The 21,692-nt window shown below is 70.8% G+C and carries 18 protein-coding genes; 4 read left to right on the forward strand and 14 right to left on the reverse strand.

All coding sequences use genetic code 11. The features are described from left to right. Positions 1-107: 107 nt before the first annotated feature. Complete coding sequence (locus VGN50_RS06900; protein ID WP_327443976.1) at positions 108-563, forward strand: rhodanese-like domain-containing protein; 456 nt, start codon at positions 108-110, stop codon at positions 561-563. Positions 564-644: 81 nt separating this feature from the next. Here VGN50_RS06900 and nrfD read toward each other — a convergent pair whose 3' ends face one another. The 4 genes from nrfD to VGN50_RS06920 form a co-directional block, all read right to left on the reverse strand. Continuing rightward, positions 645-1,712 (reverse strand): NrfD/PsrC family molybdoenzyme membrane anchor subunit, encoded by a 1,068-nt coding sequence (gene nrfD, locus VGN50_RS06905; RefSeq protein WP_327443977.1) that lies wholly within the window; start codon positions 1,710-1,712, stop codon positions 645-647. After that, entirely contained in the window at positions 1,709-2,692 is a 984-nt protein-coding gene (locus VGN50_RS06910) for a 4Fe-4S dicluster domain-containing protein (protein ID WP_327443978.1), read from the reverse strand. Before VGN50_RS06910 ends, nrfD begins: the two co-directional genes overlap by 4 nt. Beyond that, positions 2,689-5,997, reverse strand: coding sequence for a formate dehydrogenase (gene fdh / locus VGN50_RS06915; protein ID WP_327443979.1), 3,309 nt, complete (start codon positions 5,995-5,997; stop codon positions 2,689-2,691). The genes VGN50_RS06910 and fdh overlap by 4 nt, the downstream gene beginning before the upstream one ends. A gap of 135 nt (positions 5,998-6,132) precedes the next feature. After that, the gene (locus VGN50_RS06920) at positions 6,133-6,528 is read right to left on the reverse strand and encodes a LysM peptidoglycan-binding domain-containing protein (protein WP_327443980.1); all 396 of its coding nucleotides are present in this window, start codon (positions 6,526-6,528) and stop codon (positions 6,133-6,135) included. A 236-nt stretch (positions 6,529-6,764) separates the two neighbouring features. Here VGN50_RS06920 and lexA point away from each other — a divergent pair, with 236 nt between their 5' ends. Next, entirely contained in the window at positions 6,765-7,490 is a 726-nt protein-coding gene (gene lexA / locus VGN50_RS06925; RefSeq protein ID WP_327443981.1) for a transcriptional repressor LexA, read from the forward strand. Positions 7,491-7,504: 14 nt separating this feature from the next. On the opposite strand, the gene VGN50_RS06930 is transcribed toward lexA, so the two are convergent. Continuing rightward, entirely contained in the window at positions 7,505-7,918 is a 414-nt protein-coding gene (locus tag VGN50_RS06930; protein ID WP_327443982.1) for a DUF4259 domain-containing protein, read from the reverse strand. A 62-nt stretch (positions 7,919-7,980) separates the two neighbouring features. Beyond that, entirely contained in the window at positions 7,981-8,511 is a 531-nt protein-coding gene (locus VGN50_RS06935; protein ID WP_327443984.1) for an N-acetyltransferase family protein, read from the reverse strand. 18 nt (positions 8,512-8,529) lie between these two features. Here VGN50_RS06935 and VGN50_RS06940 point away from each other — a divergent pair, with 18 nt between their 5' ends. Further along, the gene (locus VGN50_RS06940) at positions 8,530-9,117 is read left to right on the forward strand and encodes a class I SAM-dependent methyltransferase (protein WP_327443985.1); all 588 of its coding nucleotides are present in this window, start codon (positions 8,530-8,532) and stop codon (positions 9,115-9,117) included. Here VGN50_RS06940 and VGN50_RS06945 read toward each other — a convergent pair. Beyond that, positions 9,098-9,961, reverse strand: a complete 864-nt coding sequence (locus tag VGN50_RS06945; RefSeq protein ID WP_327443986.1) for an NAD-dependent protein deacetylase — start codon at positions 9,959-9,961, stop codon at positions 9,098-9,100. The genes VGN50_RS06940 and VGN50_RS06945 overlap by 20 nt on opposite strands. 196 nt (positions 9,962-10,157) lie before the next feature. Between VGN50_RS06945 and VGN50_RS06950 the strand changes: the two genes are divergently transcribed. Then, positions 10,158-11,087, forward strand: a complete 930-nt coding sequence (locus tag VGN50_RS06950; RefSeq protein ID WP_327443987.1) for a LysR family transcriptional regulator — start codon at positions 10,158-10,160, stop codon at positions 11,085-11,087. A 39-nt stretch (positions 11,088-11,126) separates the two neighbouring features. Here VGN50_RS06950 and VGN50_RS06955 read toward each other — a convergent pair whose 3' ends face one another. From VGN50_RS06955 to VGN50_RS06985, 7 genes are all read right to left on the reverse strand, one after another. Continuing rightward, positions 11,127-13,403, reverse strand: a complete 2,277-nt coding sequence (locus tag VGN50_RS06955) for a ComEC/Rec2 family competence protein (protein WP_327443988.1) — start codon at positions 13,401-13,403, stop codon at positions 11,127-11,129. Positions 13,404-13,510: 107 nt separating this feature from the next. Beyond that, entirely contained in the window at positions 13,511-14,572 is a 1,062-nt protein-coding gene (locus VGN50_RS06960; protein ID WP_327443989.1) for a helix-hairpin-helix domain-containing protein, read from the reverse strand. A gap of 75 nt (positions 14,573-14,647) precedes the next feature. Continuing rightward, on the reverse strand, positions 14,648-15,292 hold the full coding sequence (locus tag VGN50_RS06965) for a glycerol-3-phosphate acyltransferase (RefSeq protein ID WP_327443990.1): 645 nt from the start codon (positions 15,290-15,292) through the stop codon (positions 14,648-14,650). Then, the gene (locus tag VGN50_RS06970; protein ID WP_327443991.1) at positions 15,292-16,137 is read right to left on the reverse strand and encodes a DegV family protein; all 846 of its coding nucleotides are present in this window, start codon (positions 16,135-16,137) and stop codon (positions 15,292-15,294) included. Before VGN50_RS06970 ends, VGN50_RS06965 begins: the two co-directional genes overlap by 1 nt. A 58-nt stretch (positions 16,138-16,195) precedes the next feature. Further along, positions 16,196-19,099, reverse strand: coding sequence for a leucine--tRNA ligase (leuS, locus tag VGN50_RS06975; RefSeq protein ID WP_327443995.1), 2,904 nt, complete (start codon positions 19,097-19,099; stop codon positions 16,196-16,198). A 141-nt stretch (positions 19,100-19,240) separates the two neighbouring features. Beyond that, entirely contained in the window at positions 19,241-20,500 is a 1,260-nt protein-coding gene (locus tag VGN50_RS06980; RefSeq protein ID WP_327443992.1) for an MFS transporter, read from the reverse strand. Continuing rightward, positions 20,497-21,612 carry a cation diffusion facilitator family transporter gene (locus tag VGN50_RS06985; RefSeq protein ID WP_327443993.1) on the reverse strand — a complete coding sequence of 372 codons (1,116 nt, stop codon included), beginning with the start codon at positions 21,610-21,612 and terminating at the stop codon, positions 20,497-20,499. The genes VGN50_RS06980 and VGN50_RS06985 overlap by 4 nt, the downstream gene beginning before the upstream one ends. Positions 21,613-21,692 lie beyond the last annotated feature (80 nt).

The following is a 21,692-nucleotide window of genomic DNA, read 5'->3' on the forward strand; positions in this document are numbered from 1 at the left end:
ACCCCTTCCTGGACGCCGGCAGAGCAGAACTCGCCCACGCTATCTCGCTCGCCTAGGGTCAGTGACGTCGAGAGCTGCGGTGACAGGACAGGGACGGGAGCGGGGACGTGAGCGCGGACACGAGTCGGGATGCCAGCGAGGGCTTCGGCCGGCCTGTCGGCGATACCGTCAGCAGCGCGGTGGACCTGGTCGTGGCCCGCGCCCGAGAGGGTCTACGCAGGCTCACCCCCTCCCAGGCTCGGGCTGCTCAGCTCCGGGGCGCGCTCCTGGTCGACACGAGGACCCCAGCTCACCGAGAGGCCCAGGGTGATCTGCCGGGCGCGATCGTCATCGACCGTACGGTCCTCGAATGGCGGCTCGACCCGACCAGCGCCTGGCGGATCCCCGAGGCCGATGCCCGTCCTCGCGTGGTCGTGCTCTGCCGCCAGGGCTACAGCTCGTCCCTGGCCGCCGCCTCCCTGCGCCGCGTCGGGGTCGACGCGACCGACGTCATCGGCGGTGTCGAGGCCTGGGTGGCCGACGGCCTACCCCTGCACGTGGGCCCGGCTGACGTGCGCGAGTGAGGCCGAGCGCTGGCATCGAGCGACCCCGCCCTTCCCAGGCAGCGCCCAAGGCGGCCGAAGCCGTTGTGGCTCTAGCCAGCCTCAGCGCCCCGTCGTGATCGAGTCGTCGACGACCCCGTGGGCGCGCCGCTGCTCCAGACGGGCCCGCTGAGGCTCCACGGTGTAGCGCGGGTCCTTCGCGGACTCCTGACCTGCCTCGAAGATCCCGAACCGGGTGCAGGCCGACCCCGCCATCAAGGCGAGGCCGCTCAGCGCGGCTGCAGCACGGTTGCCACCGAGCACCGCCGCCGTGGCCGCGCCCGCCATCGTGAGTACCCGGCTGGCTTTGAGCAGGCGACCCGCTCGCCCAGCCTTCAGCGGCTCGCTGAGCGTCTCACCGAGAGTGCGCTCCAGACGCTCCATAGCGGCCAGCTCGATCGCCGCCCCCGCCACGGCCATCCGGCGCGCCGGCCCGGTCTGGCTGGACGGTGCGGTCACCAGCGCCAGACCTGCGGCCGCCGCGCTCGCCGAGCCGACGAACACAAAGGGCAGCTCGCGGTGCGACTCGTGCCAGGTGGGCGTCGCGGTGTCGGCCAACAGCACCGCGGTGTATGCCGCGAGCGGCGGCGCGAACACGACGGACCCCGCGTTGGCGGCCGGCTCCACGGCCCGCAGCACCCGGGCCAGCCGCGAGCCCTCGGCCAAGAGCCCACGCCCGGCCTCGGCGGTGGCCGCCAGACCGGCGAACGTGCCGAAACCGGTGAGGATCCAGGACCCCAGCGACATGGGCGAGGTCAGCTTCACGGTGCGCATCATGTTGAGCGCCCGGGAGGGCTTGCCGAGGTCGCGCACGAGCGCGACACCACCGACCGCCACCGCCGCCAACGCGGCATACCGGCCGTTGCGTCGCAGCGCCGGGAGGCCGCGTGCGGCACCACCGGCACCCACGAGCGCCGACCCCGCGGCGAGGCCGCCGAGGAAGATGTAGGCCGGGATGTCGGCCTCCCAGGGTGACGGCTTGACGACCGAGCGCCCGTAGTAGCTGTCGAAGGCGACGTCGGGAACCATCATGGCGTCGTCGCGGCGACGACCTCCGGCAGCGCGCTCGGCCCTGCGCTCGGCACGGCTCGGCTCGGGGGGCCGGTCGGCGTCGAGGGGGTTGGTGGTCATCGGCGACCGCCTCCGAGGAACGAGCCAGCTGCGACGGCCAGCATGGCCAACGCGGCGACACCGGCGGTACGGAACATGGCGGGCAGGTCTGCGGTGGTGACGCGTGGGTCAGGCGGCAGGCCGTAGACCTCGGGCTCGTCGAGCAGCAGGAAGACCGAGCCCGTGCCGCCGACGCCGTCCTGCTCGTTGGCGCCGTAGAGCCGCGCCTCGGGAAAGCCCTGTTCGTGCAGCTGGGCGACTCGCGCGTGGGCCTCGGACTGCATCTGCGCGAGGTCGCCGAAGCGGATCGACGTGGTCGGGCAGGCCTGGGCGCATGCCGGGGTCTGGTCGTGGCCGATGCGGTCGTAGCAGAGCGTGCACTTCTGGGCGGCGCCGGAGTTCTTGACGGTCTCGTCACCGGAGCGGCGCTCGATCACCCCGAAGGGGCAGGCGGGGACGCAGTAGCCGCATCCGTTGCACACGTCGTCCTGGACCACCACAGTGCCGAACTCGGTGCGGAACAGGGCACCGGTCGGGCACACGTCGAGGCAGGCGGCGTGGGTGCAGTGCTTGCACACATCGGACGACATGAGCCAGCGGAAGTCCGGCATCTGGGCCTCGGCGTAGGCCTGACCGACCGAGTCCACATCCGGGACCGAGCCACCGGCGCCATCCCTGGTGCGCAAGGCGGGCATGCCCAGGTCGACCAGGCGCCGGCCCGACTCGCGGGCGGCCTCGATACGGTCACCGTCCTGCTCGATGAACGCGACGTGCCGCCAGGTGCTCGCACCCAGCGCCCCGGTGTTGTCGTAGGAGGAGCCGAGGAGGTTCAGGCCGTCCTCGGGGATGGCGTTCCACTCCTTGCACGCGACCTCGCAGGCCTTGCAGCCGATGCAGATCGAGGTGTCGGTGAAGAACCCCTTGCGGGGCTCGCCGTCCTGCCAGCCGGCGTCGGCCGCTGGGTCGGTTGGACCCGAGAGCTGGTTGCTCCAGAAGCTCATCGCTGCTCGCTCTCGTTGCCAGTGGCCAGCTGGTTGCCCGTCTCGACCGTCGTCCCGGACCGCGACTGGTAGTCGGCCACGAGCCGCAACAGCGCCTCGCCCCGAGGCCGCCGACCGGGCTGGATGTCACAAGAGCCAACCTTGGACTCCTGGATCTGCACGTTGGGGTCCAATGCGACCCCGAGCAGGTCATTGGCGGCGTCACCACTGACGATGGCGTCGCTCCCCACGCCCCAGTGGTACGGCAGCCCTATCTGGTGGATGGTCCTGCCGTTGATCGTCAGCGGGGCAAGCCGCTCGGTCACGAGGACACGTGCCTCGATGGCCGCGCGAGCCGACACCAACGTCGCCCAGCCGCCGTTCTCCAGGCCGCGATCGCGGGCCAGCTCTGGGCTGACCTCACAGAAGAACTCCGGCTGGAGCTCAGCCAGATAGGGCAGCCAGCGCGACATACCACCCGCGGTGTGGTGCTCGGTCAGCCGGTACGTCGTGAACACATAGGGGTAGACCTCGGAGCCCGGGGCCGTACCCGAGGGGCTCCACAGGTTGTCCTTGCGGGGGAACACCCGTCGTGCAGGGTTCGCCTGCTGCCGGTACAGGACGTTCTGGACCGGCGACTCCTGCGGCTCGTAGTGGGTCGGCAGCGGGCCGTCCAGCATGCCCTTGGGCGCGAAGAGCCAGCCCTTGCCGTCGGCCTGCATGACGAACGGGTCGTCGCCGGCCAGGCCGTCAGGGCCACCCACGCCCGGCGGTGGACGGTGGTCGGGCCGGGTCTTGGGCGGGAAGTCCGGGACGTCCTTACCGGTCCAGGTGCCCTGCCCCTCGTCCCACCACACGTACGCCTTGCGTTCGCTCCAGGGCCGGCCCTGCGGGTCGGCAGAGGCGCGGTTGTAGAGGATGCGGCGGTTGGCGGGCCAGGCCCACCCCCAGTCGGGCGCGACCTGCGACTGCTCGCGTCCCGGAGTGCGGCTGGCGGCGTGGTTGACCCCTCCGCCGTAGACGCCGGTATAGATCCAGCAGCCACCGGACGTCGAGCCGTCCGCACGCATCTCGGTGTAGGCGTCCAGCGGTGCGCCGGCCTTGTCACCCGTCAGGTGCTGCCCGTTGATCTCGAGCAGGACCGACTCAGGGTCGATCTCACCATGAGCGTCGAGCGGGTAGTCCCAGGTGAGGTCGAGCAACGGCCGGTCCCGCTCGTCGGTGGAGTCCTTGAGCAGGGCCCGGACGCGCTTTCCCAGCTCGAAGACGAACTCCAGGTCGCTCTGCGCGTCGCCCGGGGGCTGCACCGCCTGGTGGTGCCACTGCAGCAGGCGCTGCGTCTGGGTGAAGCTGCCGGACTTCTCGGTGTGGGCGGCAGCGGGCATGAAGAACACCTCGGTGTCGATCTCCTCCGTCACCAGCTCGCCGGTGGCGATCTCGGGTGCGTCCTTCCAGAAGGTGGCCGACTCGATCATCGTGAGGTCCCGGACCACGAGCCACTTGAGGTGGGAGAGCCCCAGCCGTTGCATCCGCCCATGGGCCGAGCCGACCGCGGGGTTCTGCCCCATCAGGAAGTAGCCCTCGACCTGGTCATCGAGCATCGCCATGACGGTCTGGTAGGTGCCATGGGCGCCGCTGAGCCGTGGCAGGTAGTCGTAGCACCAGTCGTTGGCGGCCGTGGCGGCATCGCCCCACCAGGACTTCAGCAGGCTGATGCTGTAGGCGTCCGCGTTGGCCCAGAACCCCTTCTGTTCCTTGCTGGCGATCGCGTCGAGGTACTGCTCCCAGGTGTCGTGCGTGCCCGCGACCGGCATGGCGAGGTAGCCCGGCAGGATGTTGTAGAGCGTGGGGATGTCGGTCGAGCCCTGGATGCTCGCGTGCCCGCGTAGCGCCATGATGCCTCCGCCCGGGCGGCCCATGTTGCCGAGCAGGAGCTGGAGGATCGCCGAGGTGCGGATGAACTGCGCGCCCAGGGTGTGCTGGGTCCAGCCCACCGAGTAGACCCAGGAAGTGGTCCGCTCCGGCCCGCTGTTCTCGGTGATCGCCCTGGCGACGTAGTCGAAGTCGTCGACTGAGATGCCGCACACGTCGGCCACGGCCTGTGGCGTGTAGCGGGCGAAGTGGCGCTTGAGGAGCTGGAAGACGCTGCGGGGGTGCTGCAGGGTCTCGTCGCGCAGCACCCTGGCGTGCTCGAGGGCCGGGCCGCCGGACCCGTGCTGGTCGCCCGCGGCGTGGTCAGACTTGTGCAGGCCGTGACGCTCGGGGCCGGCCTCGCCGACCCCGGTGATCTCGTCGCCCTCGCGGTCCTCGTCGGTGGCGTAGGCCCAGGTGGACTGGTCATAGGCGCCCTTGTCGGCGTCATAGCCGGAGAACAACCCGTCGAGATCCTCGGTGTCCTGGAAGTCCTCGCGGACCAGTGTGGCGGCGTTGGTGTAGGCGACCACGTAGTCCTTGAAGTACAGCTCGTTGCTCAGGACATAGTTGATCAGGGCACCGAGGAACACGACGTCGCTGCCGGCGCGGATCGGCAGATGCCGATCGGCGCTGGCCGAGGTCCGCGTGAACCGAGGGTCGATGTGGATGACCCGGGCACCGCGACGACGGGCCTCGACCACCCACTGGAACCCCACCGGGTGGCACTCGGCCATGTTGGACCCCTGGATGACGATGCAGTCAGCGTTGGCGAGGTCCTGGAGGTATTGGGTGGCGCCTCCACGCCCGAACGACGACCCCAGACTGGGGACGGTGGCGGAGTGTCAAATACGCGCCTGGTTCTCGATCTGGATGGCCCCAGCGGCGGTGAACAGCTTCTTGATGAGGTAGTTCTCCTCATTGTCGAGGGTGGCTCCCCCGAGCGAGGCGATGGCCATGGTGCGTCGCAGTGGCTTGCCGTGAGTGTCATGGTCCTGCCAGCCGGCGCGGCGGCTCGCGACGAAGCGCTCCGCGATCATGTCGAGGGCCCGCTCGCGGTCGAGGCTCTCCCACTCCGTGCTGCCGGGGCGGCGGTAAAGCACGGCCGTCTGGCGGCCCGGGTGGTTGACGAGCTGCTCGCTCGCCGAGCCTTTGGGGCACAGCCGCCCACGGGAGATCGGCGAGTCCGGGTCGCCCTCGATCTGGACGACCTTCTCGTCCTTGACGAACACACGCTGACCGCAGCCCACCGCGCAGTAGGGACAGATGCTCTGGACGACGCGATCGGCCGTGTCAGTGCGAGGGGTGAGCTCGCGGGTATGCCGGGAGGTCACTGACGGGCCGCGGCCCAAGAAGTCTCCGCTGCTGAGCTGTCGGACCACGGGCCACGACAGAAAGGTCTTCTTGGCGTCCACGCCGCTCCTCCTGGTCAGCCGTGCCACAAGCCCTGCCACCTGCAGGTTCCTGGATCAACCTGCCACATCTGGACGCCTCGCGCACTCCTGGCCGGGAGGAGGCGGTGGCGGCCCCCTTTGGCCGTGCGTGTCGGGTCAGCGGGCGGCGGGGATGAGCAGCGTCTGGCCCGCGTGGATGTCGGAGCTGGTGAGGTTGTTGGCGACCTCGATGCGACCGACCGCGTCCGCGATGCTGAGCTGGGGCAGCTGCTCCGCGGCGATCTGGGAGAGGGTCTGCCCGGGCCGGACGGCCGTTGAGTGGTCGATGACGGTGGCCGAGGCCCCGCCGGAGAACGTCGCAAGGGCCACAGCCAGGACTGCCACAGCCACCGCCATGGTGATCGCCAGACGGCCCGCACGCGTCAGACGGAACCGAACGGCCGGCGCGCTCGCCTGGTCTCCGCACGGCACGGAGACGAGCTGGGGCCTGGTCGGACGGGCCGGCACCCCCGCCGGGGCGAACGAGACGTCCCATGCCACTGCTGCACTCATCGGTTCCTCCATCTGCGCGTACGTCGAACGAATGTACGAAGTACTGTCTGACTGATTTCTAGCACGCTTGTTCGAAAGCGGCAAGACACGCGTCGAACAGGTGTTTGGCAACTGTGTTCGAACGCCATACGCTGTGTCCATGCCTCGATGACACCAGAGGCCACCGACAGCCCCACTGGATCGCCTAAGGCGATCGCCCGAGACACCGGGTCTGACCTGCGGAAACGAGGAGCTCGATGAGCGAGGACAACGTCAAGGAACTGCCCGACCGTGACCGCGGCGACGGGCTGACGGTCCGGCAGCGCCGCGTCCTCGAGGTGATCCGCAACTCGGTCGACCGCCGGGGCTATCCGCCGAGCCTGCGTGAGATCGGCGAGGCGGTCGGCCTCACCTCACCCAGCTCTGTCGCCCACCAGCTGTCCACGCTGGAGCGCAAGGGCTTCCTGCGTCGCGACCCGAACCGGCCCCGCGCCATCGAGGTGGTCTCCCCCGACGCGACCCCGGACTCGCGGGGCTACCGCGGCGGGGCCTCCGCCGACGACGAGACGGCGACCTTCGACGAGACGGGTCAGAACGACCAGCGCCCGGAGGCCTCGTACGTGCCCGTGCTCGGGCGCATCGCGGCCGGTGTGCCGATCATGGCCGAGGAGTCGGTGGAGGACGTCTTCCCGCTGCCGCGCCAGCTCGTCGGCGAGGGGCAGCTGTTCCTGCTCAAGGTGGTCGGCGACTCCATGGTGGATGCGGCCATCTGTGATGGCGACTGGGTGGTCGTGCGCCAGCAGCCGACGGCCGACAACGGCGACATCGTGGCGGCCATGCTCGACAGCGAGGCGACCGTCAAGACGTTCAAGCGTAAGGACGGCCATGTGTGGCTCCTGCCGCACAACCCCGCGTTCGAGCCGATCGACGGCGACCACGCGACCATCCTCGGCAAGGTCACGGCGGTGCTCCGCCGGGTCTAGCCAGTCCGGGCGGTCTAGGCCCCGAGGGCGTCGAGGTAGTGCGTGATCCGCGTGCTGAACCGCTCCTCTGCGTCTTCGTCGGCCAGGATCTCCCACAGCTCGTTGTCGTCGGCCCGAAGCGCTCGGTACAGCGCCTGGGTGGCGAACTCCTCGAGCCGCTCGTCGACCTCGAGGGGGTCCTCGTCGAGCCAGCGGGGCACGTTGCGCTCGCCAACGACCGACTCCGGGTCGTCCGAGGCCGCCACCACCACCGCAGCAGCAATGGCCTCGGACATGGTCGGCGCCTCGATGTACTCCTTCGCTCGGATCACCCGGCCGAGGGCCGACTCCACCTTCGAGCGGCGTTCCTGTGGATCGGCCTCTTCGAGGTCGTCCAGGAAGTCCAGCGCGTCGTCGTTCTCGAACGGTCCCGCTCCACCAGCAGCCATGTCAGCCTCCGAACCCGTCGTCCAGCGTCACTGACGACTGTGCCAAGCCGCACCGTCTCGCGCTAGACCTGGCCCCGAGGCGACATCCGTTGGTACCAGGCGGTATCCACATAACGGCCGAGCTTGTACCCCACTTCGCGCAGCACGCCGACCCTTTCGAACCCCATGGCTGCGTGCAGGGCCTCGCTCGCGTCGTTGGGCAGGGCCACGACAGCCACCTGGGTGTGGATCTCCGGAAGGGCGTCGAGGCGGCCCAGCAGCTCCGCATACAGGGCTCGTCCGAGGCCGCGACCCCGCGCCTCCGAAGAGAGGTACACGGACAGCTCCCGGGTGCCGGCATACGCCGGGCGCGGTCTGAAGGGTCCCGAGAACGCGTAGCCGAGCACGCGCTCCGCGGCGCAGGCGACCAACACGAGGTTGCCGGCGCCGGCGGTGGCGAGCTTCTCCCCCAGGTACGACCGGCCGCGGAGCTCGGTCTCGAACGTCGCCACCGACGTGAGCACCTGCTCGTCGTAGATGGCCGCCATGGCCGGGACATCGGCGGGGGCAGCGTCCCGGATCCTCACCGGCGCATCGGACGTCGGGCTCGTCATATCGGGGATGCTAGGGGCATGACCGAACGCCGACAGATGTGGGACGACCGGTATGCCGCCAGAGAGCGGGTCTGGAGCGCAGCGCCGAACGCGGAGGTCGAGCGCATCGTGGCCCCATGGCCGCCGGGCTCGGCGCTGGACCTGGGAGCGGGAGAGGGTCGGCATGCGATCTGGCTGGCCTCGCGAGGGTGGCAGGTGACCGCGGTGGACTTCAGTGCGGTGGGGATCGCCAAAGGCGAGGCTGTGGCCCAGCGACTGGGCCTCACAGTGGACTGGGTCGTCGAGGACGCCACCACCTGGACGCCGCCGCGGGAAGTGGCCTACGACCTGGTGCTGGCCGCCTACCTGCACCTGCCGTCCGACGTCTTCTCGCGCACCGCATCGTGGCTGGCGCCGGGCGGCGCACTGGTGGTGGTGGGCCATGCGCTGCGCAACCTCACCGACGGCGTCGGCGGCCCCTCGGACCCGGCCCTGCTGCACACACCTGAGCAGCTACGTGCAGCGGCGGCGGGCCTGGAGGTCGAGCGGTGCGAGGAGGTCGTCCGGCCCACGGACGACGGGGACGCCATCGACGCGGTGCTCGTGGCTAGGCGCCCAGCCGGCTGACGAGCTCGGTCAACGTGGGCCCGAGCTCGGCGTTCAGCTGCAGCGTCGCCTCGCCGTCACCGCGGGTGGGCCCCCGCGTGATGATGACCACCGGTATGCCGCGTGCGGCCGCCCGCCGCACGAAGCGGTAGCCGCTCATCACCTTCAGGCTCGACCCGAGGACGAGCAGCGACCCGGCGCCCTCAGTCAGCCGGAAGCAGTGCGCCACAAGCGGCTTCGGCACTGACTCCCCGAAGAAGACCACCTCGGGCTTGAGCGTGTCTCGCCCGCAGACCAGGCAGAGCGGGACGACGAACGCGGTGACGTCGAGGTCGTTGAGGGCGATGTCGCCGTCGGGGCGGATCTCGTCGCTGGTCGCTGTGTAGGCCGGGTTGGCCTCCCGCATGCGTGCGTCGAGGTCCCACCGTGACGTGCGGTCACCGCAGGTGAGGCAGACGACCTTGGCGAGCGAGCCGTGCAGCTCGGTGACGTCGATAGCGCCAGCCGCCTGGTGGAGGCCGTCGACGTTCTGCGTGATGACGGGGCCCACGATTCCGGCCTGCTGCAGGCGCGCCACCGCCTCGTGGCCCGTGTTGGGCCGGGCCACGTTGAAGCGTTGCCAGCCGACATAGCTGCGAGCCCAGTAACGCCGGCGCGCCTGTGCCGAGCTGAGGAACTCGGCGTACTGCATCGGTGTGACGCGCCGGTTGCCGTCGGGTCCGCGATAGTCCGGGATGCCGGACTCGGTGGAGATGCCGGCGCCTGTGAGGGCCAGGACGTTGCCCCCCTGCAGGAGCGCGGCCACGGCCGAGAGCTCGTCAGCGGCAGAGCGCCGATCAAGGCGCAGCTCGGTCCCCTGGGTCACGCCTCACAGGGTACGTGCCCTCAGAGATGACCTCTCGGGGCCGACCCTTCGGAGGAGACCTCTGCTCTGGCCTCCTGGAGCTCCGATGGACGGGGAGCGATATGACCAGCGGCCACGGACAGCAGGATCTCCTCGGGAAGCATCACACCGTCGTGCAAATGTTCGCGTTTGGATAACAGTCCGTTATGCTTGAGCCATGATCGACGCCGCCGGCCTGCGCGTGATGAAGGCCATCGCCGACGAGGGCAGCTTCACGGGTGCCGCCCTCGCCCTCGGCTACTCGCAGCCCGCCATCTCCCAGATGGTCCGGCGGCTTGAGCAGCGGACTGGCACCGTCCTCGTCGAACGGGTGGGCCGAAACGTCCGCCTCACCGAGGCCGGCCAGGTGCTCGCCCGCCATGCCGTCGCGGTGCTGTCCGCGCTCGACGCCGCCGAGGAGGAGGTCGCGGCCATCGCCGGGCTCCGCGCCGGTCGCGTGCGTCTCATGGCCTTCCCCTCGAGCTCGGCGACGCTGGTCCCGCGCGCCCTGGCACTCGTCAAGAAGCGCTTCCCCGACGTCCAGGTGACCTTCGCCGAGGCCGAGCCGCCGGAGTCGCTGCAGGCCCTCAAGGCCGGTGAGTGTGACCTGGCTGTGGCCTTCGCGTACGAGGGCGACGACCTCAGCCGTGGCGAGGAGGACATGGATCTCTTCGTCACCCATCGGCTCCTCGACGACGAGGTGCGGCTGGCGCTGCCCCGCGACCACCCGCTGGCCGACGCCGAGATGGTGGAGCTGTCGTCCCTGGCCCAGGAGAGCTGGATCGCCGGATGCCCGCGCTGCCGTGGCCACCTCCTGCAGATGTGTGCGGCCGCCGGGTTCTCGCCGCAGGTGGGCTTCGAGACCGAGGACTACGTGGCTGTCCTGGGCCTGGTGGCGGAGGGGCTCGGCGTGGCGCTCGTCCCGGACCTGATTCTGCGCACCGCCCATCACCGCGACGTCGTGACCCTGCCGATGAAGCCTGCGTCACGCCGCACGATCAGCGTGGTGACCACCGCAGACCTGCAGCGGGTGCCCGCCGTGCAAGCCACCATCGACGCGTTGGTCGAGGCCGCCAAGACCACCCCACGCGTCCTGGCCAGCACCTAGGGCACTCGCCTCTCACGCTGGGCGGCCCCGCGCGCTCGCTCAGCTCCCTCGCCACGTGACCCCGATCGCGCTCTGCCGAGTCACGACCACGGCGACGTCGCCACGCTCGTCGGTCCGAAAGACGGTGTAGCCGTCGCGTCGCAGCACGGCCAACGCTTTCGGCGAGGGATGTCCGTAGTCGTTGTCCCGCCCGACACTGATCACCGCAACCGGGCTGCGCACCGCCTCCATGAGCGCCTCATCGAGGTTGGCCGAGCCGTGGTGGGGCGCCTTCACCACGTCGAGCTCGCGAGCGCGGGCAGCCATCGCCGGGTCCCGCCGGAGGGCCAGCAGCATGGCATGCGCCGCCTCGCGCTCGACGTCGCCGAGCAAGAGCAGATCGAGCGGACCCGAGCGGACGGCGAGGACGACGCTGGCGTTGTTGGGCACTGACCCCGCATCGATCCGCCGGGCCGGCCACCAGACGTCGGCACTCACGCCGGGCCACGCGAGGTGGTCTCCGGCATAGACCTCGCGAAGCGGTATGCCGCGATGCGAGGCCCAGCGCTGGACCTCCTTCCACTGGTAGGGCGGGTCACGGACCGGGCTCCCGAGAATCTCGCCGACCTTACGACCACCGATGGCCCCGGGGAGACCGTCGACATGATCGGCATGGAAGTGCGTCAGCACGACGGCGTCGAGCACGGTGACGCCGAGCCGCCTCAGGCAGGCGTCGACTGCGGCCGGGACGGGACCAGCGTCGACCAGCACCGCGTGTCGCGGTGTCGTCGCCAGGACCAGGCTGTCGCCCTGGCCGACATCGCAGGCCACGAACCGCCAGCCCGCAGGCGGCCAGGTCAGGGAGGATGTGGGCGCGGTGGCCGCGACCGCGACCAGACAGGTGGCGAAGGCCAGCCGCGGGTGCGCTCGTAGCTGGTAGACCCACCAGCGGCCTGTCAGCAGCAGCGCCACCGTCAGCCCGGCAAGGAGGAGCGCGCCGGCAGCACCGTCCGGCCAGGGCAGGGTGCCGCCAGGGACGGTGGCACAGGTGCGAGCCACCCAGGCGATGCCCAGGGCGGGCACCGCTCCGAGCCAGCAGAGGACCGTCGCCCCGAACGGCCACAAGGGGGCGAGCACGGCGGCGGCCACCCCGCAGACGGTGGCCGGCGCGACGAAGGGCGCGGCCAAGAGGTTCGCGACGACCCCGATGAGCGACACGCTGCCCTGCAACAGCACCACCACCGGTGCACACATCGCCTGGGCAGCCACGGGGATGGCCAGAGCGGGCCCCCACGACCGGATCCGCGACGGCAGGCGACGGCTGATGGCGCTACCCCAGGACCGGGTGAAGACGAGCAAGCCGAGGGTGGCGAGCGTGGACAGCGCGAAGCCATAGGAGCGGCTCAGCCAGGGGTCGACCAGGAGCAGGACCACCACTGCCGTCGACAGCACAGGGATCCCTGCCGCGCGCCTCGACCGGCTCAGGCCGAGCAACGCGATCGCTCCCATCGTGGCGGCACGCAGGACGCTCGGCTCGGGGCGCGCAAGGACGACGAAACCCGCGAGCACGGTCACCGCCACCACGGGCCGCCAGCGCCGGGGCACTCCGAACAGGGCCGAGGCACCCAGGGCGAACACCACCACGATGGCGACGTTGGACCCGGACACGGCCGAGAGGTGGGTCATGCCGGTGGCCATCATCGCCTCGGTGAGGTCTGGAGGCGTGCGACTCGTGTCCCCGATGACCAGCGCCGGCAGCAGCCCGCGCGCATCGGCGGGCAGCGGCGCCGCCGCCGACCGTAGGCCGATCCGCAGGTGCTCGGCGGCGCTGACCAACGGACCGGGCGGGTCGACCGTGACCGGCTCGCCGGACGGCCGCAGCAGTGCGACCACGTCGTCGCCGGCCTGCGCGGGGACGAGCTTGCCCTGCACACGGATGGTCTCTCGCCATCTCACCCGTTGCCACGACTCGTCGCCGATGACGAGGACTGGGGTCGACACCGCCGCTGTCTGACCGCGGCCCGTCACCTCGCGAACACGAAGCGTCAACCGCACTGTCGCCCCGCCCAGCCGCCCGCCGCCCAGAAGCACCGGGTCCGTCGCCACTGTGCCGACGACCTCCACCACGACGTGGTCGGCGGCAAGCCGCCGGATCGGACCCGCCTCGTCGAGGCTGGTGTGCGCAGCACACGCGGTCAGCACCGCGCTCACCGCGACCAGGGTCATGGCCCCCAACGCCGCCAGGCCCCGCTCCGCGCGCCAGACCAGCAGCGCGGCAGAGACGCCCAGCCCGGCCGCGACGGCGACCAGCACCGCTGGACGCGTGCCCAGGGACATCGCACAGGCAGCCCATGCCACCAGGGCCGGGACGAGTAGCCGCAGGTCGAGGGTCCGCGGGGCGTCACTATCGGGCGACTGTCCGGATTCCTCCCCCGCCGGCGGGCTCACACAGCCACCTTCGGTCTGAGCTGGGCCAGCAGCTTGTCACCGATGCCGCTCACCTCGCCGAGCTCGTCGACGGACGCGAACCGCTGGTGCTCGGTCCGCCAGTCGAGGATGCGCTGGGCCAGCACCGGGCCGACACCGGGGAGCTGGTCGAGGTCGGCTAGCCCGGCAGTGTTCAGGTTCACCGGCGCCGATGCCGCGGCTCCCCCGCCCTCAGCGGGTGGGACCGACGCGCCAGCCGCTGAGGGCGCCGAACCCTGGACGGGGATTGGCGCCTCCCCGGGCTTCGGGACGCGCAGCTGCTCGCCGTCCACCACGACTCGGGCGAGGTTGATCGCCGCTAGGTCGGCGTCAGGTCGAGGACCGCCCGCCCGGGTCACGGCATCGGTGACCCGGGCGCCCACCGGCAGGCGGACCACACCCGGTCGCAGCACCTGCCCGACGACGTGCACGGTCACCGTGGCCACACTGGCCGTGCCGGTGCCGCCTGCCGCGGCCATGGGCCCTGCGGTCGACGTGAACCCAGCGCGGCCGGCCCCCGGCACCACTGCCGACCCCTTGGTACCTGCGACGCCAGCCGAAGGAGGAGTCGCCTGTCCGGAGGAGCCCACCGCATGCGGGGCGCTGGCCGCCCTGGCCCACGCGACGCGGAGCCCGAACCCCGCCGCTGCCAGGACGACGATGACGAGCAGGCCGATGGTCGCCAGTCGCGGCACCCCCACCCGCGCTCCGCGCAGCGCGGCCGGCAGCACCAGGAGTGCGGGCGGCGCAGGAACCGGCCGCCGGTGGCGACCAGGCCGGACGGTGGGTGGCGCGACGACCTGCTCACCGGACGCGGATGCGGGCCGTCGAGCCGCCACCACCGAAGGTCGCTCCGGCAGCCACGGCTGGTCTCCCTCTCCCCTGCCGGGGCCGTCGTCGATGGTGTCAGCAGTGGGGCCGAATGCGGGCCGAGCGGGCTGCGCGGGCTGCCCGCTCTCGTCACGCGTGCGCAGGTCGACGGAGTCCAGGAGCGCGCGAAGCCGAGGCGAGGGTTCGGGAGAGGCGCGACGCAACGGCATACGGGAACGGTAGGAAAGAGCACTGACCCCGCGCGGTGGGCCGAGACCGTCCTGGGGACCGACCCGTCCGCAGGCTCAACCTGTGGACGAAGCGTCCCGGCGAGCCGAGAACCACAGCTCGATGTTGCGCCGGTGCCGGTAGATCACCAGCAACGCGATCACCACGCACCAGGCGCCGGTGACGGAGTTGCCGAACGGAACCCAGCCGGTCCACGTCCCGAGCCCCAGCAGCAGCAGCGCCAGACAGGCCGAGATCGACGCGCCGGCCACCCAGCGCAGCCGCCAGACGAGCAGCCCGAAGATCACCAGGATGACCAGCCCGAACCAGGGCTGCACGGCGAGGATCGCCCCCAGTGAGGTCGCCACCCCCTTGCCTCCCTGACCCCGCAGGAACGGCGACCAGATATGCCCGAGCACCACCGCGAGACCCACGGCCAGGGCGGTCACGGGTCCGACCAGGTGTCCGGCCACGAGCACGGGGACGAGCCCCTTCAGGACGTCGAGCAGCCCGACCACCACGCCCCAGCGGGCGCCGAGCACCCGTCCGGCGTTCGTGGCACCGGGGTTGCCCGACCCCGAGAGTCGCAGGTCCTTCCCGAGCACCCTGGCCAGAATCGTGGCCGGGTTCACGGCACCCACGACGAACGCCGCGACGACTGCGACGGAGGCCTCCACCAGCTCTCCCGCCATGGGGTGCGCCCCGACGGTCGTCGTCACCATCAGGGTCGAGGCGACACGGCGACGGCCAGCGTGCCCGGCCCGACGTGCGCGCCGACGACCGCTCCCAGCTCGACGGTCAGGATCTCGTGGGCGCCCTGCATCCGCTCGCGCAGACGGCTCGCCAGGCCTTCGGCCCGGGTCTGGGAGTCGAGATGGTGGACCGCGACGTCGACTCCCTGCGGCGCATCGCCCGCCGCGAGAGCCAGCTCCTCGAGGCGCGCCAGCGCTCGCCCAGAGGTCCGCACCTTCTCGACTCCGCGGATGTGGCCGTCGGACAACCCGAGGATCGGCTTGATCGCCAATGCTGAGCCTAGGAAGGCGGACGCCAGGCCGATCCGGCCCCCACGCCGCAGGTGTTCGAGGGTGTCCACGTAGAACACGACGGTCGACCCCTCGCACCGCCACAGGGCGCGGTCGGCCACCTCCTGGGCGGAGGCCCCCTCGGCGGCGAGCTCGGCGGCCGAGATGACGCCGAACCCCATCGCCATGCCGAGCGAGCGCGAGTCCACGACGGTCACGGGCACCGGCGAGTGCCGCGCTGCCAGATGGGCCGACTCCACTGTCGAGGACATGTCCGCGGAGATGTGCACCGAGACGACGGCGGTCGCACCGTCGGCCGCGGCCTTCTCGTAGGCGTCCAGGAACGCCTGGGGCGACGGCCGCGACGTGGACACCGGCCGGAACGCCCGGAGCGCCGCGGCGACCTCGGTGGTCGACACGTCCACGCCCTCGCTGTACTCGGTGCCCGCGATGACGACGTGGAGCGGGACCACCTGGATCCCGTGCGCGTCGACCACAGACGCCGGCAGGTATGCCGTGCTGTCCGTGACGATCGCGACGCTCACGTGGTCAGGCTATCGAGTCGTGCCGTCCCGTCGGGCGGTCCAGCTGTTCGCGGGCGTTCTAGGCCGGGACGATGTTGACGAGCTTCGGCGCCTTGACGATCACGGTGCGCACGCCGCCCTCGGTCGCGGCGCGCACCTTGGGCAGCGCGAGCGCGCGCTCGCGCAGCGTCGCCTCGTCGATGTCGGACGGCACCTCGATCCGGTCACGCACCTTGCCCTTGATCTGCACGACGCAGGTGACCGTGTCGTCAACGAGCAGCGCGGGGTCGGCCACCGGGAACGATGCGAAGGTCACTGACTCGGCGTGCCCCAGGCGCGTCCACAGCTCCTCGGCGATGTGCGGCGCGAGCGGCGCCACCATGACCACCAACGTCTCGGCAGCCTCGCGCGGCACCCCGTCGAGCTTGGTGAGCGCGTTGTTCAGCTCGATAAGGCGGGCGATGGCGGTGTTGAACCCCAGCGTGGGGTAGTCCCGCGACACCGCGTCGATCGTGCGGTGCAGCGTGCGAGCGGTGGCGTCGTCCAAGGGCGCATCGACCACGCGCACCTCGCCGCTCTCCTCGTCGATGACGTTGCGCCACAGGCGCTGCAGGAACCGTTGAGCCCCGACAACCGCCCGGGTCTCCCAGGGCTTGCTGAGCTCCAACGGACCCATCGACATCTCGTAGACCCGCAGGGTGTCGGCGCCGTACTGCTCGAACATCTCGTCGGGACTGACGACGTTCTTGAGCGACTTGCCGATCTTGCCGTACTCGCGTGTCACCGGCTGGCCTTGCCAGGTGTACGCCGGCTCGCCGCCGCCTGGAGCCTCGACGACCTCCACCTCCGAGGCCTCAACCGGCTGGCCACGGTCGTCGCGGTAGGCAGCAGCCTGGATGTAACCCTGTGAGAAGTACTTTCGGAACGGCTCCTCGCTGCTGACATGACCCAGGTCGAACAGGACCTTGTGCCAGAAGCGGGCATAGAGCAGGTGCAGCACGGCGTGCTCCACCCCACCGATGTAGAGGTCGACGCCGCCCGGGTCGGTGGCCCCCTCCGGGGCACCATCAACCGGCGAGTCGTGAGGCCCCATCCAGTAGAGCTCGTTCTCAGGGTCGACGAACGCGTCCTGGTTGGCCGGGTCCAGGTATCGCAGGTAGTACCAACAGGATCCGGCCCAGTTAGGCATGGTGTTGGTCTCGCGCCGGTACCTGCGGACGCCCCGACCGTCGCCGAGGTCGAGCTCGACGTTGACCCAGTCCGCGACTCGTCCCAGCGGCGGCTCGGGGCTGCTGCTGTCGTCCTCGGGGTCGAAGGTCTTGGGAGAGTAGTCCGGGACGTCCGGGAGCTCGACTGGCAGCATCGAGTCAGGGATGGCGTGGGCGTTGCCGTCCTCGTCGAAGACGATCGGGAACGGCTCGCCCCAGTAGCGCTGGCGGCTGAAGAGCCAGTCCCGCAGCTTGTAGGTCACGGTGCTCTCGCCGAGCCCCTTGGCGGACAGCCACTCGATGATGGCCTCCTTGGCCTCGGCGACCGGCAGGCCGTCGAGGGAGATCTCGTCGTTGGCGGAGTTGATCGCCGGCCCCTCCCCCGTGAACGCCTGGTCGTCCGGGTGACCCTCGGTGGGCTGCACCGTGCGCACGATCGGCAGCTCGAACCGCGTGGCGAAGTCCCAGTCGCGCTCGTCCTGCCCGGGCACGGCCATGATCGCTCCGGTGCCGTAGCCCATGAGGACATAGTCGGCGACGAAGACGGGGATGCGTTGCCCCGTCACGGGGTTCGTCGCCCACACGCCGGTGAAGACACCGGTCTTGTCCTTGCCTTCGCTCTGGCGCTCGACCTCGCTCTTACGAGACGCGGAGCGCTGGTATGCCGTGACCGCCGCCTGCGGTCCGGCCTCGCCACCGGTCCACGCGGGCTTGGTGCCCTCAGGCCAGGCGCCTTCGGGCACCAGGACGCCGAGCAGTGGGTGCTCGGGAGCCACCACCATGAACGTGGCCCCGAACAGCGTGTCAGGCCGGGTCGTGAAGACCTCGAGCCCGGCCTCCGACCCCTCGACGGGGAACGTGACCCGAGCGCCCTGGCTGCGCCCGATCCAGTTGCGCTGCATGAGCTTGACCTTCTCGGGCCAGTCGACCCGGTCGAGGTCGTCGGCCAACCGGTCGGCATACGCGGTGATGCGCATCATCCACTGGCGCAGGTTCTTCTTGAAGACCGGGAAGTTGCCGCGCTCGGAGCGGCCGTCGTTGGTGACCTCCTCGTTGGACAGCACGGTGCCCAGCCCGGGAGCCCAGTTGACGGGAGCCTCGGAGGTGTAGGCCAGCCGGTAGCTGTCGAGGATCGACTGACGCTCGTCCTCTGACAGGTCGGCCCAACCCCGGCCGTCCTCGGCGGGCAACGGTCGCGTGCCGTCCTCGAACTGGGCGACGAGCTCGGCGATGGGCCGGGCCTTGCCGCGGCCGCCGTCCGGTCGCACCGCATCGGGGTCGTACCAGGCGTTGAAGATCTGCAGGAAGATCCACTGCGTCCAGCGGTAGTAGCCCGGGTCGATGGTGGCGATGGTTCGGCGGTCGTCGTGACCCAGGCCCAGCCGTCGCAGCTGGCGCTTCATCACGACCATGTTGTCCTCGGTCGTCTTGCGCGGGTGTTGCCCCGTCTGCACGGCATACTGCTCCGCCGGTAGGCCGAAGGCGTCGTAGCCCAGGCAGTGCAGGACGTTCTTGCCCGTCATGCGGTGGTAGCGGGCGAAGACGTCCGTCGCGATGTAGCCGAGTGGGTGACCGACGTGCAGGCCAGCGCCACTGGGGTAGGGGAACATGTCGAGCACGAGGAGCTTCTCGCGACCGTCGACCTTGTCCGGCTCGGCCCAGGGGCCGGCGGGGTTCGGCGCGTGGAAGGTGCCTTCCTGCTGCCAGCGGTCCTGCCAGGCCAGCTCGATCTGCTGGGCCAGCTCGGCGGTGTAGCGGTGCGGCGTCTCGGTCATGTCATCCTCGGTTCGGGTCTCGGCAACGGATCTGCTCATAGAAAAGCCCCTCGCTCAGGAGGGGCTGGCCGCGGTGGCCTCGGGGCGTCCCGGGGGCCAGCGCGGCTATCGAAGAAGCAGCTGACGTGCCATGCGCCTAGGTTAGCGCAGGGCCGCAGGCTGATCCGCTGGCGGCCGCATGCGACGCAGGAGCGTCACGATGAGCACCAGCGCGACCACCTGCACCCCGCCGACGAACGCCGTCACGACACCGACGCCCTGGTCGTAGAGAGCGCCGATGAGGGCGGCTCCACCCAGCCACGCCAGGCCGTAGACCGCGGTGAAGGTGCCATAGGCGGCACCCCGGCGATGAGCCGGGACGAAGTCGGCGACGGCCGCTCGCATGGTCGACTCGTGAACGCCCATTGCCGCGCCCCAGACGAGCGCGCCGACGGTGAAGGCCACGGGGTTGTCGCTGAACGACAGGGCAGGGACCAGCGCTGCCAGGAACGGCAGGACGAGCAGCCCCCGCAGCGAGTAGCGGTCGTAGAGCCGGCCGAACGCGACGGCTGCTAGAGAGGCCGCACCCATGGCCACGGCATACAGGACAGGGACGATGGCCGGCGCCACGAGATGGCGCACGACGAGGTGGTAGCCGAGGACGGCCCACGTCGAGAAGGCCAGCATCGTCACGGCCGAGAAGGCGGCGTAGTGCCAGAAGGCGGCGGGCAGACCCGTCTCCAGTCGCAGCCGCTTGCTCTCGGCGACCGACACCTCCGGTTCCCACCGAGTGGGGTCGGGGGCAGCCCGGCGCAGGCGCGCCACCATGACGATCGCCAGCAGCCCGGGCACTGCGAGCATCCCGAAGGCCAGCCGGTAGTGACCGGTCCACGCCAGCACCCCCGCGATGAGCAACGGGCCCAGCATCGCCCCGATCTGGTCGAGGGCCTCGTGCAGCCCGAACGCGTAGCCGCGCCCCATCTCCGCGGAGGCGTGCGCCAGCATCGTGTCGCGCGCGGGCGTGCGGACCGCCTTCCCGACCCGCTCGCCGGTATAGAGCAGCGCGGCCGGGGCGAGACTCGACGTCAGCGCCAGCAGCGGCACGCAGATGGCCGTCATCGCGTACCCGAGGATGGTCTGCGGCCAGGGGCGCTGGGTGCGGTCGGTCAGCCGACCAGTGAAGACGCGCAGCACGAGCGCGGCTGCCTCGCCGAGACCGGTCACGAGACCCACCATGGCGGCGGTGGCACCGAGGGTGCCGAGGTAGGGACCGATGATCGACCGTGCGCCTTCGTAGACCACGTCCGCGAGCGCGGACACGAGTCCGAACCCGACGATGAAGCGGGTGGGACTGATGCGGTTGCCGGACCTGTATGCCGCGCCGGCCGATTCGCTGGCCTGCCCAGCCTCCGACGTGCTCACGGGTGGGAGGCCTTGTCGGCCGTGGTGGTGTGCGCGCCACTGGGGCTGACGTGGATCGTCGCGGCGGTCAGCCGCGGGACGAGCGTCAGCAGGTGCTCCTCAGCATGGTGCGCGATGTCGTGGGCGGTCTCGACGCTGAGGCTGCGGCTCACCGCGACATCGGCCTCTGCCCGCATGGTGTGCCCGATCCAGCGGATCCGCAGCTCGCGCACCAGCTCGATCTCGTCGACGGTGCTCAGGGCTTCTGTCGCGCGGTCGACCAGCTGCGGGTCGACGGCATCCATGAGCCGAGCGCCCACCTGGATGACGGCCGAACGCAGGCTGCTCGCGATCGCCACGGTGATCACGAGGCCGACGACCGGGTCGGCCCAGTGCCAGCCCAGCGCGACACCGCCGGCGCCGAGCAGCACGGCGAGGCTGGTGAGCCCGTCGGTGCGAGCGTGCAGCCCATCGGCGACGAGAGCGGCGGAGCCGATCTGACGGCCCGTGCGGATGCGGTACTCGGCGACCACCTCGTTCCCGACGAAGCCGACGACCGCTGCCGCCGCGACCAGCCACAGGTGGAACACCGGCCGCGGGTGCAGCAGGCGGGTGACCGCCTCGTAGGCGGCGAGGACGGACGAGAGCGCCATGACGAGCACGACGAACAGGCCGGCCAGGTCCTCCGCCCGTCCGTAGCCGTACGTGAAGCGACGGTTGGCCGGGCGCCGGGCAAGGGCGAAGGCGACCAGCAGCGGCACCGCAGTCAGTGCGTCGGCGACGTTGTGCAGTGCGTCGCCCAGCAGTGCCACCGACCCGGAGAAGGCCACCACGATGCCCTGCACCAGCGCCGTCGCGGCGAGGCCGACCAGGCTGATCACGAGCGTGCGCTGCCCTGCCCGGTTGGCCTCCAGGACCCCGTCGATCTGGTCGACGGCGTCGTGCGTGTGGCCGCCGAAGAAGTCGGAGAGGGCGTGACGCAGACGTCCCAGCGCCGTGGCCGGGTGCTCGTGCTCATGACCATGGTCAGGGCCGTGCGCATGCCCGTGATCGTGGCCGTCGTCATGGACATGCTCCTGGCCATGGTCGTGCTCATGGTCACGCGCGCCGCGGCCGGCCAGCTGGTGGCCCATCGTCAGCTCCTGTTGTCGGCACGGTCCCGTCTGGCTTGTGAACCCCACTCTATTCACCAGCCGATCATCGCCCGCCGCCC

The sequence above is a fragment of the Pedococcus sp. genome (assembly GCF_036000045.1).
Classification (GTDB): Bacteria; Actinomycetota; Actinomycetes; order Actinomycetales; family Dermatophilaceae; genus Pedococcus.

Excerpts from the sequence above, each read along its gene's own strand:
- nrfD (WP_327443977.1), bottom strand. The coding sequence starts at position 1,712 with ATGACCACCAACCCCCTCGACGCCGACCGGCCCCCCGAGCCGAGCCGT.
- VGN50_RS06910 (WP_327443978.1), bottom strand. The coding sequence starts at position 2,692 with ATGAGCTTCTGGAGCAACCAGCTCTCGGGTCCAACCGACCCAGCGGCC.
- VGN50_RS06920 (WP_327443980.1), bottom strand. The coding sequence starts at position 6,528 with ATGAGTGCAGCAGTGGCATGGGACGTCTCGTTCGCCCCGGCGGGGGTG.
- lexA (WP_327443981.1), top strand. The coding sequence starts at position 6,765 with ATGAGCGAGGACAACGTCAAGGAACTGCCCGACCGTGACCGCGGCGAC.
- VGN50_RS06930 (WP_327443982.1), bottom strand. The coding sequence starts at position 7,918 with ATGGCTGCTGGTGGAGCGGGACCGTTCGAGAACGACGACGCGCTGGAC.
- VGN50_RS06935 (WP_327443984.1), bottom strand. The coding sequence starts at position 8,511 with ATGACGAGCCCGACGTCCGATGCGCCGGTGAGGATCCGGGACGCTGCC.
- VGN50_RS06940 (WP_327443985.1), top strand. The coding sequence starts at position 8,530 with ATGACCGAACGCCGACAGATGTGGGACGACCGGTATGCCGCCAGAGAG.
- VGN50_RS06950 (WP_327443987.1), top strand. The coding sequence starts at position 10,158 with ATGATCGACGCCGCCGGCCTGCGCGTGATGAAGGCCATCGCCGACGAG.
- VGN50_RS06955 (WP_327443988.1), bottom strand. The coding sequence starts at position 13,403 with ATGTCCCTGGGCACGCGTCCAGCGGTGCTGGTCGCCGTCGCGGCCGGG.
- VGN50_RS06960 (WP_327443989.1), bottom strand. The coding sequence starts at position 14,572 with ATGCCGTTGCGTCGCGCCTCTCCCGAACCCTCGCCTCGGCTTCGCGCG.
- VGN50_RS06965 (WP_327443990.1), bottom strand. The coding sequence starts at position 15,292 with ATGGTGACGACGACCGTCGGGGCGCACCCCATGGCGGGAGAGCTGGTG.
- leuS (WP_327443995.1), bottom strand. The coding sequence starts at position 19,099 with ATGACCGAGACGCCGCACCGCTACACCGCCGAGCTGGCCCAGCAGATC.
- VGN50_RS06985 (WP_327443993.1), bottom strand. The coding sequence starts at position 21,612 with ATGGGCCACCAGCTGGCCGGCCGCGGCGCGCGTGACCATGAGCACGAC.